Here is a 16,134-nt window from a genome sequence, read left to right as displayed (position 1 = left end):
CTTAAAAATCAAATAGTGACGGTTGTACTTGGGTTGCTGCGTTCTCGGTCTTTTTCACTCGTGCGTTACGGCTCTGTATCTTGGCAAGTTCCTCACGCTGATATTGCTTAATGGCTTCCTGCTTTGCTTCGGCTTTTTCTTCCTCCGTGAGTTCCACCATGTGATTAACCATTACTTGGCAATTGGTAGGCTTGCCAATCTCTAAATTGTCCTCATCATAGTAGTGAACAGCCATAGAGAAGATTTCATCATCATCAAAGCCGTTGCAACCGCTTTTCTGCACTTCATTAAGAATGTAGGTGATGCACTCCTCGATATTCTTGTTCGGTTTCATCAAGTTAGGGGCAAACAAGGGGTCTGCCATAGCACGCTGATTAAGATACTCGGCTATTGTCCGTGTGAAATGTTCTGTTCCTTTCATTGTCGTATAAGTTTTGATGTTGTTAATACTTGGGAATTTCTACTATTTGATTGATGCGCCCATATAGGTAGGCTCTTAGGCTTGTTCTGTCGGGTGCGTAATACTCTGTCCATTGTCCGTACTGATTGACAAGGTATTTCTTCAGTACATCAAAGAAGTCAAAGCGATAGCCTTGTAGGGGAACGGCTGTGCGGAAATAGGTGTTTGAGTTCACCGCTTCACATAACCAATTCTTTTCTTCACGGCTCATACACTCGCCACGATTGAGTTTCATACGCAGGAGATATACTTTACTGCTACAAAGGCTCTCCAAAGGGGGAACGTCCCATTGTACAAACTTAATTGCCAACACTTGCTCACTTTTTTCAGCCACAGGGTTAATGCGGTAATGAGAGGAGGAGCTATATCCTTTTCTGTTCATCGAAGATGTTGTATTTACTTTTTGCTTATCCATAGCGACATTTTTTTTATGCGTCCAAAGATCGGAGTATGCTGATTCCTTTTTGTAGCAAAAAAGAGGTAGCGGGGCGGGCTTACACAAGGTTTTGGCGGAAAATACTACCCGTAGGTGTGGAGATTTTCCAGACAAACCAAGCGGCTTAGGACCTTGGGAAAGCCACAAGCCCCGTACTACCTTTGCGGATAAAAAGGGAACAGCATCCGTCTTCTTGTCATCGCATATCGTGGAGCATTGGAAAAAGAAGCAAAAGTGCAACGCTCGTAGTGGAATATAGAAAAGGTAGCTATCTCAAAATGCGAGATAACCACCTGATGAAATAAAACGAAGGTTTTACAGAGCTGTGCTTCTCAAAGCACGCAGAGCAGGATGGCACAGAGAATCGCCAGCCAGAAGAGAATGCTCAGCAGCGTAAATGCCACTTTCAGAATTACCCTGACTATAAAGCGTAGTATCAGAAAGCCTGCAATGACTGACACGACAGTTACGACTTGTGGCGTTACTATCTTTGAGATCAGCCAAATGGCACCGATAACGATAGAAAGCAGGATTGCGAGTTCGATGAAGCGTGTCCAACCGAAGCGGCGGACTTGCTTGGGCGAAGTCGGCTGCTGCTTGTTCTTATCGGTTTTGTTCGATGCGTCTGCCTTGATGAAGGCAGGTGTGTGAACGATTTCGTTAAGCCGTGAGGACAATGGAAGCTCGCTTCTATTGTCTCGGCGAGAAATCGCACTTTTAAGAACGTCTTGATTCATGATGATTGTATTCATATAGGAGTTTTTTATAGTTTCAAGAGCAGTTACAAGATGCGCAGACTACACAAAGACAAGTGTTTGTAAAACTCTTGGCGTGTGGAGTGGAGCGTTTATCTTGGCTCTTGAAACTACAAAAACTCCGAATAGTGCTACATCAAGTCATGTTCTCACCGCCTATCGTTGGCAGACCATTGACCTCGATGATCAGAACGATTGTCCCTGTCAGTTCGGTGTAGAGTTTCTCATACTCTGGAGTTGCGCCAAAGTCGTCTGTCAGTTCATACTTGTCGAAAACGCTTTGCACAGCCTTATTCTTCAGAAGCATTGGTGTTAGTCTTTCGGGGAGTGGAGAAGGAAGTTCTTTCTCGAACTCATTCTCTAAGACAGATACAAGTGTGTCATACTTGGAAAAATGAAGTCCTCGATACAAGACTTCACTTGCCATGGTCTCTGCTTCGGGATGCGAGAAGCCTTGTGCCGCAGCATCGCAGTAGGCAGTAAGGGCTTCATCGGCTCTTGACGTTATGAATGGTTTATCACCCAGCATTTCGGGGAAATGCTCACTGAGGTAGTTCTCTAACTTCAAACGGAAGTAAGAAAGCTCTTTCTTTGTTGTTGTCATAATCTTCTTGGTTTAGGGTTTTACATTATTTTGAGTTGATGCCCATAGCAACATTGAACTTGTCTAACTTGCCAGCCAATTGTTCCATATCGTGTTCTATCTTCTTATTGGTTATACGGGCATAAATTTGTGTAGTTTTAATGTTGGTATGCCCCAACATCTTCGATACACTTTCCATAGGAACACCCTTGCTGAGCGACATGGTTGCAAACGTATGTCGGGCAAGATGGAAGGTCAGATTCTTCTTGATGCCACAAATGTCGGCAATTTCTTTCAAATATGCGTTGGTTTTCTGATTCGTTAGGATGGGAAATAGTTTGCCGTCCCGATAGGTCTTATGACTGTACTTGGCAATGATACTCTTGGGAATGTCAAGCAATAAAACATTTGTCTCCACATTTGTTTTCTGTCTCTTGGTCATAATCCACTGCTTATCATCAAGTGTTACGATATTGTCTGGTGTGAGATTGGAAACATCAATATATGCTAGACCTGTGAAACATGAAAAGATGAAAACATCCCTTACTAACTCCAAGCGTTGAATAGCAATTTCCTTGTTGGCTATCTTCATAATTTCCTCATCCGTGAGAAAACCTCGATTGACAGGCTCCAAGTGAAAACGATGATTGAGGAAGGGGTCGTGAAGAAGATAACCACGTTTTTGAGCATAGATAGTTACGGTCTTGAGTGCCTTCATCTTCTTGACTGATGTGTTGTAAGCGCAACCTGCCACTGTACTCAGATATAACTCAAAATCCTGTACCACGGATGGTGTGAACTCTGTCAGTCCTACATCCTTTCTTCCATACTTATGAATAAGGAATTCTGCGAAATGCCTTCTTAAAACGCTGTACTTTTGTAGGCTGTCTTTGCTGATGGTGTGTCCGACGCGTTGCCTGATGTCTTCGTTGAATCTGTCGAATACAGGGAGGAAAGTTGTATACTCTCTGTCTTTTCCCACAAAATAAGATCGGATTTTCTCCAATGACAGGGAGGAGTCGTCCTCAAATTTGTGATAGATGTTATTCAGTGTAGCAGAAATAGAGTCCAATGCGGCATTGGCGGATAAAGCTTCAGCCGTCCGACCTTTGAGCCGACTTGTGGCATTGTTCCATACTGTCTTGTCCACGAAGATTTTCGTAGATCCGAAATTTGCCATCTCTCCGTTAAGGAATACACGGAGCATTACAGGCGACTTTCCTTCTTTGTTCTCATAGTTTGAACGTAGGTAGAAGGACACCTTGAAATTTGTTCTCATAATGCATCATTCTTTTGTGTAGCACTCGGCTGCAAAGTTAATACTTAATACATTGAAAAAGAAAGAGTTGATGCCGTCAATATGGTATTCAAAATCCCGTCATTGCTACATTTTTTATTGCTACAATTTTTGTGTAGCAGTTTATGTAGCAGAATTTGACCGAATGATGATTGTCAAAACATAGGGTTATGCCGTCAGGCGATAGAGGTATATACAAAGAAAAATCGTTGTAAAACCTTGATTTTACAACGATTAGCAAATTTTTGAAGGCTAAATTGACAACCTTTGTGAAGTCCTTTTGAAGCCTATTTGCGGAGAGAGAGGGATTCGAACCCCCGGTGCCTCTCAGCACGGCGGTTTTCAAGACCGCTGTAATCGACCACTCTACCATCTCTCCATTGGTGATTACCATTTTGCTTTGCTTGAACAAGTAGTTGTTCCTTTAAAGCGAGTGCAAAGGTAGTAAGTTTTTTTGAATAAACAAATAGAAAAGAGAAAATATTTTATAGGATAAATATTTTTTAACAAAACGTGATAAAATATTGATTCGGTGATTTCAACTAACAAGTGCAAAAAATACTCATAATTCTTTTTTTTATTAGCTCATTCGTCCTTCTAAATTACGTGGTGAGTGTGGTTGATGAGGGGGCATTTTTCTTAGGTAGAAAGTCGCATTGGTTACCTTTACAATCGGTTTTACACGAAGAAAAGTTGATGAAATTTTGCAAAAGAACTCTTATCTTGGTCTTTTAAATATTCTTTTAAAGTTGTTATTTTGGTTGCTTCAACTTCAAAAGTAGTGTCATTTCTAATACTTTCATGCTGGAATTGTTGTGTATTTCTTTTCTTAATTCCTGTGAGGGTATCATGATTCGGAAATCATAAAGCCACCTTGGTTCATGATGTCAATCAATATTGCCAACATACTCGTAGGAAACTTGTTGCCCAACCTTGAATTTTGGTTGAAAATATTGCTTCTTTTGTGCTATTGAAACAAGTGAAATAGCACAAAAGAAAGCTACAAATTATTTTTTTTATCTGATATTCTTTGGAAAAATCTATACTTCCATTGTCCAACCGTGTTTGTCTTCGATTGTTCCATATTGTATTCCACGCAAAGTTTCATACAATTTAGTAGACCAAGGACCTGGCTTTTCGCCAAAATCATAGGACTTCCCTTCGTCTAAATCGTCCAAACGAGAGATTGGAGAGATAACTGCTGCGGTGCCGCATGCCCCCGCTTCTTCAAAAGTAGCCAATTCTTCTTCAGGAACAGGGCGGCATTCCACCTTCATTCCCAAGTCTTCTGCAATCTGCATTAGGCTCTTATTGGTAATAGAAGGCAATATGGAAGTAGATTTTGGCGTGATGTATGTGTCGTTTTTGATACCGAAAAAGTTGGCAGCACCGCACTCATCTACATATTTTTTCTCCTTGCAATCAAGGTAAAACTCTGATGCGTATCCTTTTTCGTGTGCTAAATGATTGGCTCTTAACGATGCCGCATAGTTGCCACCTACCTTGTATGTGCCTGTTCCCAATGGTGCGGCACGGTCAAATTGGCGCATGATGGCGTAAGGATTTGACGCAAAACCGCCTTTGAAATAAGGTCCAACGGGAGTTCCAAAGATAACAAATAAGTATTCGTTGGTTGGCTTTACGCCCACTTGCGCCCCTGTTCCGATGAGCAATGGACGTATGTAAAGTGTTGCACCGCTTTCGTATGTAGGCACAAACTCTTGGTTTAAGCGCACTACTTTCTTCACCATTTCGATAAAAAGGTCGGTTGGAACTTCTGGCATCATGATGCCTCGGCAGGTTGATTGCAATCGTTTTGCATTCTCTTCAGGGCGAAACAAACGTATTTTTCCATCGGGACAGCGGTAGGCTTTCATGCCTTCAAAGGCTTCTTGCCCATAGTGTAAACACGTTGCAGCCATGTGAATGTTCAACGTTTCGTCGGTTGTTACTTCTATTTCGCCCCATTTTCCGTTGCGATAGTAGCACCGCACGTTGTAATCTGTTCTTAAATATCCAAAAGGGAGGTTCTCCCAATCTATTTTCTTCATAAATTTGTATGTCTTTTTCACTCCATTTTCACTCAAAGAAGGTGTGAATTTGACCAATAATTATTTGTTATTTATTTTCTAAAAGCTTTTTTATCTCTTCGTCTGTATGCGTAAGTTTGTCTTTGCATACTTTTATTAGTTCTTGCGCCTTTTTTAGTTCGCTCGCCATGGTGTCTATATCCATGTCGCCTCGCTCCATTTTATCAACGATAGCCTCTAAACGGCTCAATGCTTCTTCGTATTTCATATTTTTTCTCGTTATTTTTCATTTCACTATCGACTTTACGCTTCCCATTTCCATGCGTGTAACAATTTCGTCGCCTTTGCTTAACTCGTTGGCATTGCGTACAATATGACCGTTCTTGTAAGTTAAACTATAACCTAAACGCAGCAAACGTTCTGGATTAACGCTGTCTATGCGTTGCGAAAGTAGTTGCAACCGATGTCGTTCGTGCGTGATTTTGCGTTCAACGTTGGGTTGTAGCTTTTCGGAAAGCGTAGCGATGTGCATTCTGTTGCGTTGCAAATGCAGTCCAATACGCTGAATAATAGCGTGTAAATAGTCGTCTAATCGAGCATTTTCTCGGTTGTGTACCATTGCAAACAAGACGGGAATGTGAGTCGAAAGTCGTTGCAAATGCAGCTTTTCTTCTTGTAATTTTCTCTCCACAGCACGGTGTATTTTCATTTGAGCCTGCTCTATTCGGTAGAGCGTATTTGCCAAATGTTCAATTAAGAATGCTGCTGCCGCCGTTGGAGTCTTTACTCTCGTGTTGGCAACCATATCCAAAATGCTCTCATCACGCTCGTGTCCGATGCCTGTTATAATAGGTAAAGGAAAATTTGCCACATTCTCTGCCAATGCCAAAGTGTCGAATCCGCTAAGGTCAGCCGTAGCTCCACCGCCACGAATGATAACCACACAATCGAAATCGTCCTCTCGTTCGTTAATCAAATTCAATGCTTCAATGATGCTTTGCTCTACTTGTTCGCCTTGCATTGTTGCTGCAAAAAGTTCTACTTCAAAGCAAAATCCATATTCGTTGTGTTTCAATTGATTACAGAAGTCTCCATAACCAGCTGCCGAAGCCGAAGAAACAACTGCAATGCGCTTTGCAAAGAGTGGGATATTCAATTCTTTTTGCAAATCGAACACACCTTCTGCCTTCAACTGATTGATGATTTCTTGTCGCTTTCGTGCCATATCTCCCATGGTAAATTCGGGATTGATGTCGTCAACAATCCACGAAAAACCATATTGTGGGTGGAATTGTGCATGAACCTGCACCATAAGTTGCAAACCAGCACGCACTTTCACGCCAGTTTTGCGCTCGAAATTAGCACCAATTAACGCCCATTGCGACCGCCAACATTTCGCTGAAGCGCGTGCAATGGGCGTATTTGTACGCTCCTGTTTCTCAATAAGTTCCAAGAAAAGGTGTCCCCTACTCTCTCTTGCCTCCGATACTTCGGCTTGTACCCAATAAGATTGCGGCATAGCCCTATCGATTAGTTCGGCAACCAACGAGTTGAGTTCGTATAATGTGAGCGTATTATTCATTTTCTTTCCCATTTTTCCACGTCGAAAAACAATAGTTCGCAACGTGAAATTTCGCTATTTGAAATACAAAGTTACGAAAAATTCTCCGAAAATCGGAAATATGAGGTTACGAAATGCGGAAAGCCGAGAATAAGATAGCCCTTATCGTGTCTTTTTCGACCTTTTTATAGGTCATCAATGAGTGCGGTACTCTTGGCGTAAGCAGTGGATTTTGCTTCAAAAAAGTCGGTTTTCACCTTGTTGGCGTTCGAATATTGGGCTACCCACTGCATATCGTCGGGTTCATTTTGGTTGTGTTCGTAAAGATTGCCAAAGCCTAAACTGCGCCAACGGAGGTTGCCGAGATAATGAATATAGTCGGCTACCATTTGTTGGGTTAAACCTTGCACTTTATCACCGATAACATACTGCCCCCAAGCAATTTCCTGTCGCACACCTTCACGCATCATTTCTTCGTAAACGGCTATGCGCTCAGGGGTAAATAGTTCGGGTTGCTCTTGTTTCAACTCTACGATGATGTTGCGGAAAAGCCACAAATGCGTATTCTCATCACGATTGATGTAACGTATTTCCTGTGCCGAACCCGACATTTTGCCGTTTCTGCTGAGGTTATAGAAGAACATAAAACCACTGTAAAAGTAGATTCCTTCAAGAATAAAGTTTGCCATACATGCTTTCATGAGTGCAAATTTGTCGCGTTTCTCTTGAAATTCGTTGTAGCAATCGCCTATGAACGTGTTGCGTTTCAGCAGATGCTCGTCCGTTTTCCATTGATACAAAATGTCGTTTCGCTCCTCTGGCGAGCAAATTGTATCGAGCATATAGCTGTAACTTTGACTATGTATGCACTCTTGGAAAGTCTGAATGTGCAAGCAAAGGTTCACTTCATTGGCGGTGATGTACTCGCTAATCGTGGGTAGGTTATTGCTTTGCAAAGAATCGAGGAACACTAAGAAACTCAGTATCTTATCGTATGCGGTGCGTTCTGCTTGTGGCAGATTTGGATAGTCCTTAATATCCTGTGCAAGATTGATTTCTTCGGGTATCCAAAAATTGTTCATTGCTTGGCGATACCAGTCGCTTACCCAAACGTATTTCATGTTATTGAAATCGTTCAGATTGGTTGTGTTTCCGCCAATCATGCGTCTTAACCTTAAATCGGTGTCGCCTTGCGGATTGAAAAGTGCGTTTCGTTGTAGTTTATCTTGGGTCATTTTTTTATATATTTTTGTTTAAATCATGAAACAGTGGGTTTTGCGCTTCAAAAGAGGCTTGTTTTAAAGTGCAAAACAATAGGTTTTTTATTTTTTTTTATGATGAGCAGCTTTCACATTCTTCTACTTCGAGCGACTTACTTCTGACGTAGTAAATGGTTTTTACACCACTCTTCCATGCCAAAATGTAAAGATTTAGCACTTGTCGCATTGTATATTCATTCGTTATATAAAGGTTCATACTTTGCGCTTGGTCGATATGACGTTGGCGCACTCCCGATGCTCGTACGCTCCATTGTTGGTTAATGTGGTAGGCATCTTTGTAAACCCAATAAGTTTTGTCGGACAACGCTGGGGCAACACGTGGCAACATAGCTCCTTTCTTTTCTTCTAAGAAAAAGCGTTGCATGATTGGGTCTAATCCAGCTGTTGTTCCTGCCAAAATACTGGTGCTACTCGTAGGAGCTACTGCCAACAGATAAGCGTTGCGCATGCCTTGTTTCCCTATGGTTTCACGCAGTTGTTGCCAATCGGAAGTGATGTAATTGCGCTTCTCAAAATACTTTCCAGTTTGCCAATCGCTCCCTTCAAAATATTTGTAAGCACCTTTTTCTTTGGCTATTTCTGTGCTTGCCGAAATGGCAGCATAGTTAATGGTTTCGAACACCTTATCCATAAATTCCAAATGCTTATCGCTCTCCCATTTTATGCCCCGAATGGCTAACGCATGGTGGTAGCCACTCACGCCTAAACCGATGCTTCGATAGTTGTGATTGGTTATTTTTGCAAATGGAACAGGATAAAAATTCAAATCTATCACATTGTCTAAAGCACGCACAACGGTGGCTACTTTTTCGCACATGGCAGCCTTGTCCTCTAAAGGCAGACGCCCGAGCGAAAGACTTGCCAAATTGCACACCACAAAGTCGCCTGGTTTGACTGTTGTAACCACTACGGTATCGCCATTTTCGGTCGTAACAACTTGGCTGACTTCCTTTATTTCAGCCATATTTTGAGCAATTTCGGTGCAAAGATTTGAACAATAAATAATGCCTTTATGCCCATTTGGATTGGCACGATTGACGGTATCTCGGTTGAAAGTAAACGGCGTTCCCGTTTCAACAGCCGAGCGAAGTATCAAGCGAACCAAGTCTTTTATGCTGATAATACGACGTGAAAGTCGGGCATCATCGATACATTCTTTATAACGGCGTTCCCATTCTTCGCCATAAAAATCCTCTAACGCATAGCCTTTTACACGCTTTATTTCGTCAGGACAGAACAAATACCAATTCTGTTCGAGGCTCTCTTCTGCCATTTTCCAAAATAAATCGGGATAGCAAACAGCAGGGAAAATATCGTGCGCCTTCATGCGGTCGTCGCCATTATTGGTACGAAGTTGGAGAAATTCGGGAATATCCTTGTGCCAAGCATCTAAATAAACTGCCACAGCACCTTGACGCATACCCAATTGGTCGACTGCTACGGCGGTGTCGTTCACCAATTTCATCCAGCGAATAACGCCTCCAGCTGCCCCTTTAAATCCACGAATACTGCCCCCTGTGGCTCTCACTTTTCCAAAATACATGCCCATACCACCACCAAATTTGCTCACTTGCGCAAAGTTGTCAATGCTGCGGTAAATGCCTATCAAACTGTCGGGAACGGTATCAATAAAGCAACTTGAAAGCTGATGGTTAGGTTTGCGGGCGTTCGATAAGGTCGGTGTTGCCATGGTAACCTCTAATAGGCTCAACAAATCGTATATTTTTCTAACCCACAACAGGCGGTCTGACTTTTCGGGCATGGCTAAATGGAGGGCAATTCCCATATACATTTCCTGCACATTCTCTACGATTCTTCCGTCATAACCTCTTATTAAATAGCGTTTTGCAAGCAAATCTAAACCACTATAATTAAACAAATGATTGCGTTCAGGGCGCATCAGTTTCTCGGCTTCAACGATTTCTTCTTTCGTATAATTATCAAGAATATACTGTCCGTATAAACCTTCATCGGTCAAATACTTTATTTTGTCGTAGAAAGAATTGATATTCAACTTGCGTTCCAACGCTTCAATCGATTTATTCAACTGAAAACTAAGCAATCTACCCGAAATCATTTCCCACTGAGGACACTCTGCCGTGGTGAGTTCGACAGCTGCTTTGATAAGGGCTGCCAACTTTTCCGTTTGACTCATCAAGGGTTTTGAGAAACTCACAAACTTGTCTGACAACAAAGTTACACTGTACTCAGCCCCACGGAAGTCTTGTCTGATGCCGTTCAGCACCTCTTCAATGCTATTATCGCCAATGTTGAACGCTATATTTTTAATGTATTTGCGCTGCTCGTTGCGTTGCCAGCGAAACAGAATATAACTTTTTGCTTCATCGTAAAAGCCATGCGACATCAAAGTTTTCTCAACAATATCTTGAATACTCTCCACATCTCGCTTGTCATCATGCTCCAAAACAAAGGCTTCTATCTCTAAAGCCATTTGCTCAATATCCCTTTGATGACCCAAACTGTTTACACTGATAAAACTTTTCGTGATAGCAGATATGATTTTTTGTTGCGTATAGCTTTCTTCACTACCGTCTCTCTTTTTTATTTTCATTTTTAAATTCCTTTCGATATTATCAAATAAAAAATTATTAACTATTGAAAATCAATGATTTATCAAATTGTTCGTTACTCCATAAATTTCCTTTTTGGAAAACTTATGGCAAAGATAAGAAAAAAAAGTTATCTATTTTAGAAAACTTGGAAGTATTTCAAATTATTTTTTTGTTTCAAAATATTAAAGTTAAAGAATAAAAAAAACTATTTTTAAACTAACTTTATTACCAAATTATTATCCCGAAATTGGGGTATTTATCATGCTCTCTACGTTGAATAGTGGACAAATCCAACAAGTATTGCGGACGAGTTGCACATAATCAGCGGACGATTTTGACACCAATTATAAAATGATTGAACACAATTTCCTAACGCTTCCTCTTACAAAGTGCGCAAGGCACCAATGAGTTTTGCGTTCTCCGATTTTGCGCCAATGGTTATCCGAAGGCAATTTTCGCAGCCTTTCAGGTCGGAAACGTTGGCTACTCGTATTCCGTTTTCGATGAGATAATCGTAAACAGCAGTAGCATTTTCGACTTGAATCAATAGGAAATTTGTCGCAGAAGGTAACACTTTTAGCGGTAGAGAAAGCGTTCGCAAAGCTGCAATCATGTTATTTCGCTCCGTTTTTATGCGCGTAATCCAGTTGTCGCAGGTAAAGGGGTCGTTAAGAATATGTATGATTTCGTCTTCAACACGCTCGCCAAAGCCATTTTGTGGAGCTACTTTTCTCAATACTTTCACGATGTCGGGCTGTGCATAAAGCATTGTCATTGGGGGCATTGCGTAAGCCCATAGTGCCAAAATGGCATCAATCACAACGAGATTTGGATAGGTTGCAATGAGTGTTCTGACCGATTCTGCATCGTCAAAGCCGAGGAAACTTTGGTCGACTACCACTATTATATTGAGCGAACCCAAAGTTTTCATCAATTCGTCAATGGGTAAATGATTGCCTGTTGGGTCGTTTGGCGAACAGAGTACAACCATTTTTGTGTCTTTGTTGCACGCTTTGACCAATGTTTCCGCCTTGCATGTGTAATCAGACGGTGTCAATGGCACGTCAATCACCTGAATATCATATACCTTAGCACGCTGTTTGTAGATGCGCCGAGTGGGCGAAATACTCACAATATTGTCATGTTGTGGGTCGCAAAAAGTTTGTAATAACGTGTCGAAGAGCGCATCTATGCCGCTTGAAAGATAGATGCAATCGCTTTTTACGCCTGTCATCGCTGCCAAAGCCTCCCGTATGCGAGGCATAGTGGGGTTGGTCATGCGATTAAAAGGTGTGTTAAATGGATTTTCGTTGGCGTCTAACAACATCATTTCGCCATTGTTGTTCCAACGAGAATAGTCGGGTTCTGGCAAATTCCACACGTTTTTACGAACTAATTTCTGCAAATTTTCCATTCTTTTCCTCCTTTTTGGGTCTATTTCGAGCCACCATTGTGCCGCAAACATACAATTCTGCGTACGCAAAAGTGGTTTCAATGAACGCTACAATAGCATGTATCACAAAAATACTAACCCCTAAAATCACCCAATACAGGGTGGTAATGGTCGTTGGGTCACCCATTTTAACCGTTTCTAAATCAGCGTAATACATATAAAGTAGCAATAAAACAGGGACACTAACGACGAGTCCAACGGCTAACATGATGATTCCTGCGTGCAGCATGAACCCAATATAATAGGCAAAATTCTTCGTAATGAGTTTCTGTCCTCGCATTTCCAACTCCATTCCGTTCGCCAATTGTCGTGCTTTTACATTGATATTGGTAAGCGAGAGCGACAAAAAAGCAAGCGAAATGAGCCAATGAAAATGAAACATATAACTCAAAACTGCCAACGTAAACATGAATGCATTGAGCAATAAACGCCACTTTACTTTCATGAAAGTATCGCCAAGATGTATTTGCCAATACTTATAACCTTTTGAAATACAATTTCTTATGCTACGTTCTTTTACAAATTCTTCCATTTTTATCTGTGTTTTAAAGGGAGATAGGACAAGGCGGACGGGTCATACAAGTTCCGAAGTTGCTTCAAGCAAACTATTTGTTGATGATAGTCCCACTGTTTCATGCTGCGTTACCCCCTTCTTCTAAATTCTGAACAGACAATTGCCGTTGCTATCGCTACGTTGAGCGACTCAGCATGGCTTTCGCCCGATGCAAAATGAGGAATGAACAACTTGCGATTGACACATTTTCTTATTTCTTCGGTCATGCCTTTCCCCTCGTTTCCCATGATTATCATGCCGTGAGCGGTGAGCGATTGCTTGTAAATATCGTCGCCGTCTAACAAAGTTCCGTACACGGGATAATCGTCAGGCAAGGCATTCAGCACCGCTTTTAGGTCGCCATAATGCAATTTTACCCTCGCAATGCTGCCCATCGTGGCTTGTACCACCTTCGGATTCCAGCAATCTGCCGTTTCCATAGAACAAAAAATATGTTTAATTCCGAACCAATCGGCAATGCGAATAATCGTTCCGAGGTTTCCTGGGTCTTGCACTCCGTCTAACGCCAATACCAAATCGTTGGTCGGTAGCAGGACTTTATCGGGTTCAGGCAAACGAAAAACGCCCAATTTGGCTTGTGGGTGCTGCAAGAAAGACACCTTTTTTATGTCGTCTTCCTCGTCGAAAATATCTTCAGCATGGTAACCCGCAGCCACCAAATCGGCAACAACTTTATGTCCTTCGGCTACAAAAAGTTGATGTTTCTCCCTTCCTTTCTTGGTTTCTAAGGAGCGTATGAGCTTTATTTTATTCTTCGATATCACAACGCAAATTTACAAAAATCTCTTCACTTTACCCATGAATTATCCTAACTTTTAGTATCTTTGCCAAAAATTTAGAAGTATTCATGCGTAGGATAAAGAAAAAGCTATCATTTTTTGCCCCATTTATGCTTATCATAGCAGTATTGCTCTCATCGTGTTCAGCCGATAAATTCATCACCGATGGTCAATATTTGTTGGACAAAGTAGAGCTTCGCTCCGATGCAAAAGACTTGAATGCTTCTGAGTTGGCACAATATGTCAGACAAAAGGAGAACGCTCGGTGGTTTTCTTTCTTTAAAGTGCCGTTGGAAACCTACGCTTTGGCAGGTAGGGACACCACAAAATGGATTAACCGAACCTTGAAACGCATTGGCGAAGAGCCTGTTTTGTTTGACACTTTGCAAGCAAAATTGTCGTGCGAAGACCTCCGTTTGGCGATGAATAACATGGGTTACATGCAGGCGCGAGTAGATTTGGAAACCAAAACAAAGGGAAAAAAGTTGAAAGCCATTTACCATTTAATACCAGGCGACCCTTTCCACATTAAGAACTTCCGCTACGACATTCAAGATTCGATTATTTCGGACTTGCTCCATACTGAATTATCAAACGATTTTACACAAGACAGACCGCAACAATTCACGGTTTCGGCATTGGACGGAGAGCGAAAACGCATTACAAAATTGCTTAACGATAAGGGATATTATCGTTTTAACAAGGATTTTATTTACTATACTGCCGACACCATTCGTGGGTCGAAAGACATCGATGTTACGCTCCATTTGGCGAAATATCGTGCCAACACAAAGGATAACCCAACAGAACACCCTCGGTATGTGATTTCAAAGGTGAATATTCTACCAGGCGATACGACGGGTTTGCACCTTCGCCACAGTGTAATTTACGACAATTGCTTGATTGAGCCAGGCAAATATTTCTCGGCAACCGACTTGCAAAACACTTACAACAACTTTGCAAAAATGGGGGCTGTGCGCTATACGAACATTGAATTTAGGGAAGCTAACCGCATTGATTCACTGATATTTGGGCGAACATTGGGCTATAAGCAATCTGATTTGCGGTATTTGGAAGCTGATGTGCGCCTATCCAACAATAAACCCAATACGATTTCGTTTCAACCCGAAGGCACTAACACGATGGGAAACCTTGGTGCAGCGGCTGTTTTGACTTATCAAAATCGCAACCTTTTCCGTGGTAGCGAACTGCTAAGTATCGAATTTCGTGCCGCTTTCGAAGCCATAACGGGTTTGGAAGGTTACAAAAATCACAATTATGAGGAATATGGTGTGCAAGCAAAACTGCAATTTCCACGATTTATTGCCCCGTTTGTTACCCGAAAATTCCGCCGCCGTAGCAATGCAACTTCCGAGCTTTCAGTGAGTTGGGACTTGCAAAATCGTCCTGAATTTCACCGCCGAGTCTTCTCGTCAGCGTGGCGTTATGCGTGGAATAATCCCAAAAAACATTTAAATTTTGAGCTCGAATTGCCCGATTTGAGTTATGTTTACATGCCGTGGATAAGTCAAAAATTCAAGGAAGACTATTTGGATAATGTGTCCAATCGTAACGCTATTTTGCGCTACAACTACGAAGATTTGTTCATTATGCGCATGGGATTTGGCTTGAATTACAACAAAAACAATGTCGCCATACGCTCTAAAATCGAGTTAGCAGGCAATATTTTGTCGGCGGTGGACGGTTTGGTCAATTTTAAGAAGAACGCACAAGGACAATCCAAATTCTTAAACATTGCCTACGCCCAATATGCAAAGTTTGATTTCTCTTATACGAAAGTTTTTCGCTTCGATTCACGCAACTCATTGGCACTGCATTCCGATTTCGGCATCGCCATTCCATACGGCAATAGCAAGATTTTGCCATTCGAAAAACGTTACATCAGTGGCGGACCAAACTCCGTGCGTGGGTGGAACGTGAGAGAATTGGGACCAGGAAAGTTTCACGGCACAGACGGACGCATCGATTTCATCAACCAAACGGGCGATTTAAAGTTAGATATGAACGCAGAATACCGCACCCATTTGTTTTGGAAATTTGACGGAGCAGCTTTCATTGACGCTGGAAACATTTGGACATTAAGGAAATACAACGAACAACCAGGTGGAGAGTTTCGGTTTGACAAATTTTTAGGTCAGATTGCCGTAGCCTACGGATTGGGCTTGCGCTTAAACTTCGATTATTTCATTCTCCGTTTAGATATGGGCATGAAAGCCATCAACCCAGCCTACACCTGCAAAGAAGAGCATTTCGCCATTGTCAATCCTAATTTTAAGCGCGATTTCAATTTCCATTTCGCAGTGGGCTTGCCGTTCTAAAAACAAAAACAGGC

At 41.8% G+C, this 16,134-nt stretch carries 15 protein-coding genes and 1 tRNA gene; 2 read left to right on the top strand and 14 right to left on the bottom strand.

The genetic code is table 11. From position 1 onward, the window contains the following. Window position 1: 1 nt before the first annotated feature. Window positions 2-421 carry a PcfK-like family protein gene (locus DYI03_RS12975; RefSeq protein ID WP_025064889.1) on the bottom strand — a complete coding sequence of 140 codons (420 nt, stop codon included), beginning with the start codon at window positions 419-421 and terminating at the stop codon, window positions 2-4. Window positions 422-443: 22 nt separating this feature from the next. Further along, window positions 444-875, bottom strand: a complete 432-nt coding sequence (locus tag DYI03_RS12970; RefSeq protein WP_115367989.1) for a hypothetical protein — start codon at window positions 873-875, stop codon at window positions 444-446. 91 nt (window positions 876-966) lie between these two features. On the opposite strand from DYI03_RS12970, the gene DYI03_RS13545 reads away from it, so the two are divergent. Next, the gene (locus tag DYI03_RS13545) at window positions 967-1,155 is read left to right on the top strand and encodes a hypothetical protein (protein ID WP_172462601.1); all 189 of its coding nucleotides are present in this window, start codon (window positions 967-969) and stop codon (window positions 1,153-1,155) included. A gap of 73 nt (window positions 1,156-1,228) precedes the next feature. Here the strand turns inward: DYI03_RS13545 and DYI03_RS12965 are convergent, their stop codons facing one another. The 12 genes from DYI03_RS12965 to DYI03_RS12905 form a co-directional block, all read right to left on the bottom strand. Beyond that, on the bottom strand, window positions 1,229-1,648 hold the full coding sequence (locus tag DYI03_RS12965; RefSeq protein ID WP_081780277.1) for a hypothetical protein: 420 nt from the start codon (window positions 1,646-1,648) through the stop codon (window positions 1,229-1,231). A 139-nt stretch (window positions 1,649-1,787) separates the two neighbouring features. After that, window positions 1,788-2,255 carry a DUF1896 domain-containing protein gene (locus DYI03_RS12960; protein ID WP_115367988.1) on the bottom strand — a complete coding sequence of 156 codons (468 nt, stop codon included), beginning with the start codon at window positions 2,253-2,255 and terminating at the stop codon, window positions 1,788-1,790. A 25-nt stretch (window positions 2,256-2,280) separates the two neighbouring features. Next, the gene (locus tag DYI03_RS12955; protein ID WP_021668766.1) at window positions 2,281-3,513 is read right to left on the bottom strand and encodes a site-specific integrase; all 1,233 of its coding nucleotides are present in this window, start codon (window positions 3,511-3,513) and stop codon (window positions 2,281-2,283) included. A 312-nt stretch (window positions 3,514-3,825) separates the two neighbouring features. Beyond that, window positions 3,826-3,910 (bottom strand) — tRNA-Ser (locus DYI03_RS12945). A gap of 661 nt (window positions 3,911-4,571) precedes the next feature. Beyond that, window positions 4,572-5,639, bottom strand: coding sequence for a branched-chain amino acid aminotransferase (locus DYI03_RS12940; protein ID WP_081686633.1), 1,068 nt, complete (start codon window positions 5,637-5,639; stop codon window positions 4,572-4,574). A 10-nt stretch (window positions 5,640-5,649) separates the two neighbouring features. Next, complete coding sequence (xseB, locus tag DYI03_RS12935) at window positions 5,650-5,829, bottom strand: exodeoxyribonuclease VII small subunit (RefSeq protein WP_021669745.1); 180 nt, start codon at window positions 5,827-5,829, stop codon at window positions 5,650-5,652. Window positions 5,830-5,847: 18 nt separating this feature from the next. Next, window positions 5,848-7,143, bottom strand: a complete 1,296-nt coding sequence (xseA, locus tag DYI03_RS12930) for an exodeoxyribonuclease VII large subunit (RefSeq protein ID WP_025064698.1) — start codon at window positions 7,141-7,143, stop codon at window positions 5,848-5,850. A 164-nt stretch (window positions 7,144-7,307) separates the two neighbouring features. Further along, window positions 7,308-8,357 carry a ribonucleotide-diphosphate reductase subunit beta gene (locus tag DYI03_RS12925; protein ID WP_004358117.1) on the bottom strand — a complete coding sequence of 350 codons (1,050 nt, stop codon included), beginning with the start codon at window positions 8,355-8,357 and terminating at the stop codon, window positions 7,308-7,310. 97 nt (window positions 8,358-8,454) lie between these two features. Beyond that, window positions 8,455-10,974 (bottom strand): ribonucleoside-diphosphate reductase subunit alpha, encoded by a 2,520-nt coding sequence (locus tag DYI03_RS12920; RefSeq protein ID WP_021669743.1) that lies wholly within the window; start codon window positions 10,972-10,974, stop codon window positions 8,455-8,457. Window positions 10,975-11,357: 383 nt separating this feature from the next. Further along, a complete protein-coding gene (locus DYI03_RS12915; protein WP_021669741.1) occupies window positions 11,358-12,389 on the bottom strand; it encodes a pyridoxal phosphate-dependent aminotransferase in 1,032 nt (343 codons plus the stop codon). After that, window positions 12,361-12,960 carry a hypothetical protein gene (locus tag DYI03_RS12910; RefSeq protein ID WP_004358136.1) on the bottom strand — a complete coding sequence of 200 codons (600 nt, stop codon included), beginning with the start codon at window positions 12,958-12,960 and terminating at the stop codon, window positions 12,361-12,363. Before DYI03_RS12910 ends, DYI03_RS12915 begins: the two co-directional genes overlap by 29 nt. Before the next feature lie 110 nt (window positions 12,961-13,070). Further along, the gene (locus DYI03_RS12905) at window positions 13,071-13,766 is read right to left on the bottom strand and encodes an RNA methyltransferase (protein WP_021669740.1); all 696 of its coding nucleotides are present in this window, start codon (window positions 13,764-13,766) and stop codon (window positions 13,071-13,073) included. 83 nt (window positions 13,767-13,849) lie between these two features. On the opposite strand from DYI03_RS12905, the gene tamL reads away from it, so the two are divergent. Next, window positions 13,850-16,120, top strand: a complete 2,271-nt coding sequence (gene tamL / locus DYI03_RS12900) for a translocation and assembly module lipoprotein TamL (protein WP_021669739.1) — start codon at window positions 13,850-13,852, stop codon at window positions 16,118-16,120. The last annotated feature ends 14 nt before the right edge of the window (window positions 16,121-16,134 follow it).

Source organism: Prevotella disiens, assembly GCF_900454955.1.
In the GTDB taxonomy this organism is placed as follows: domain Bacteria; phylum Bacteroidota; class Bacteroidia; order Bacteroidales; family Bacteroidaceae; genus Prevotella; species Prevotella disiens.
This window is presented reverse-complemented; position numbering and strand designations above follow the sequence as displayed.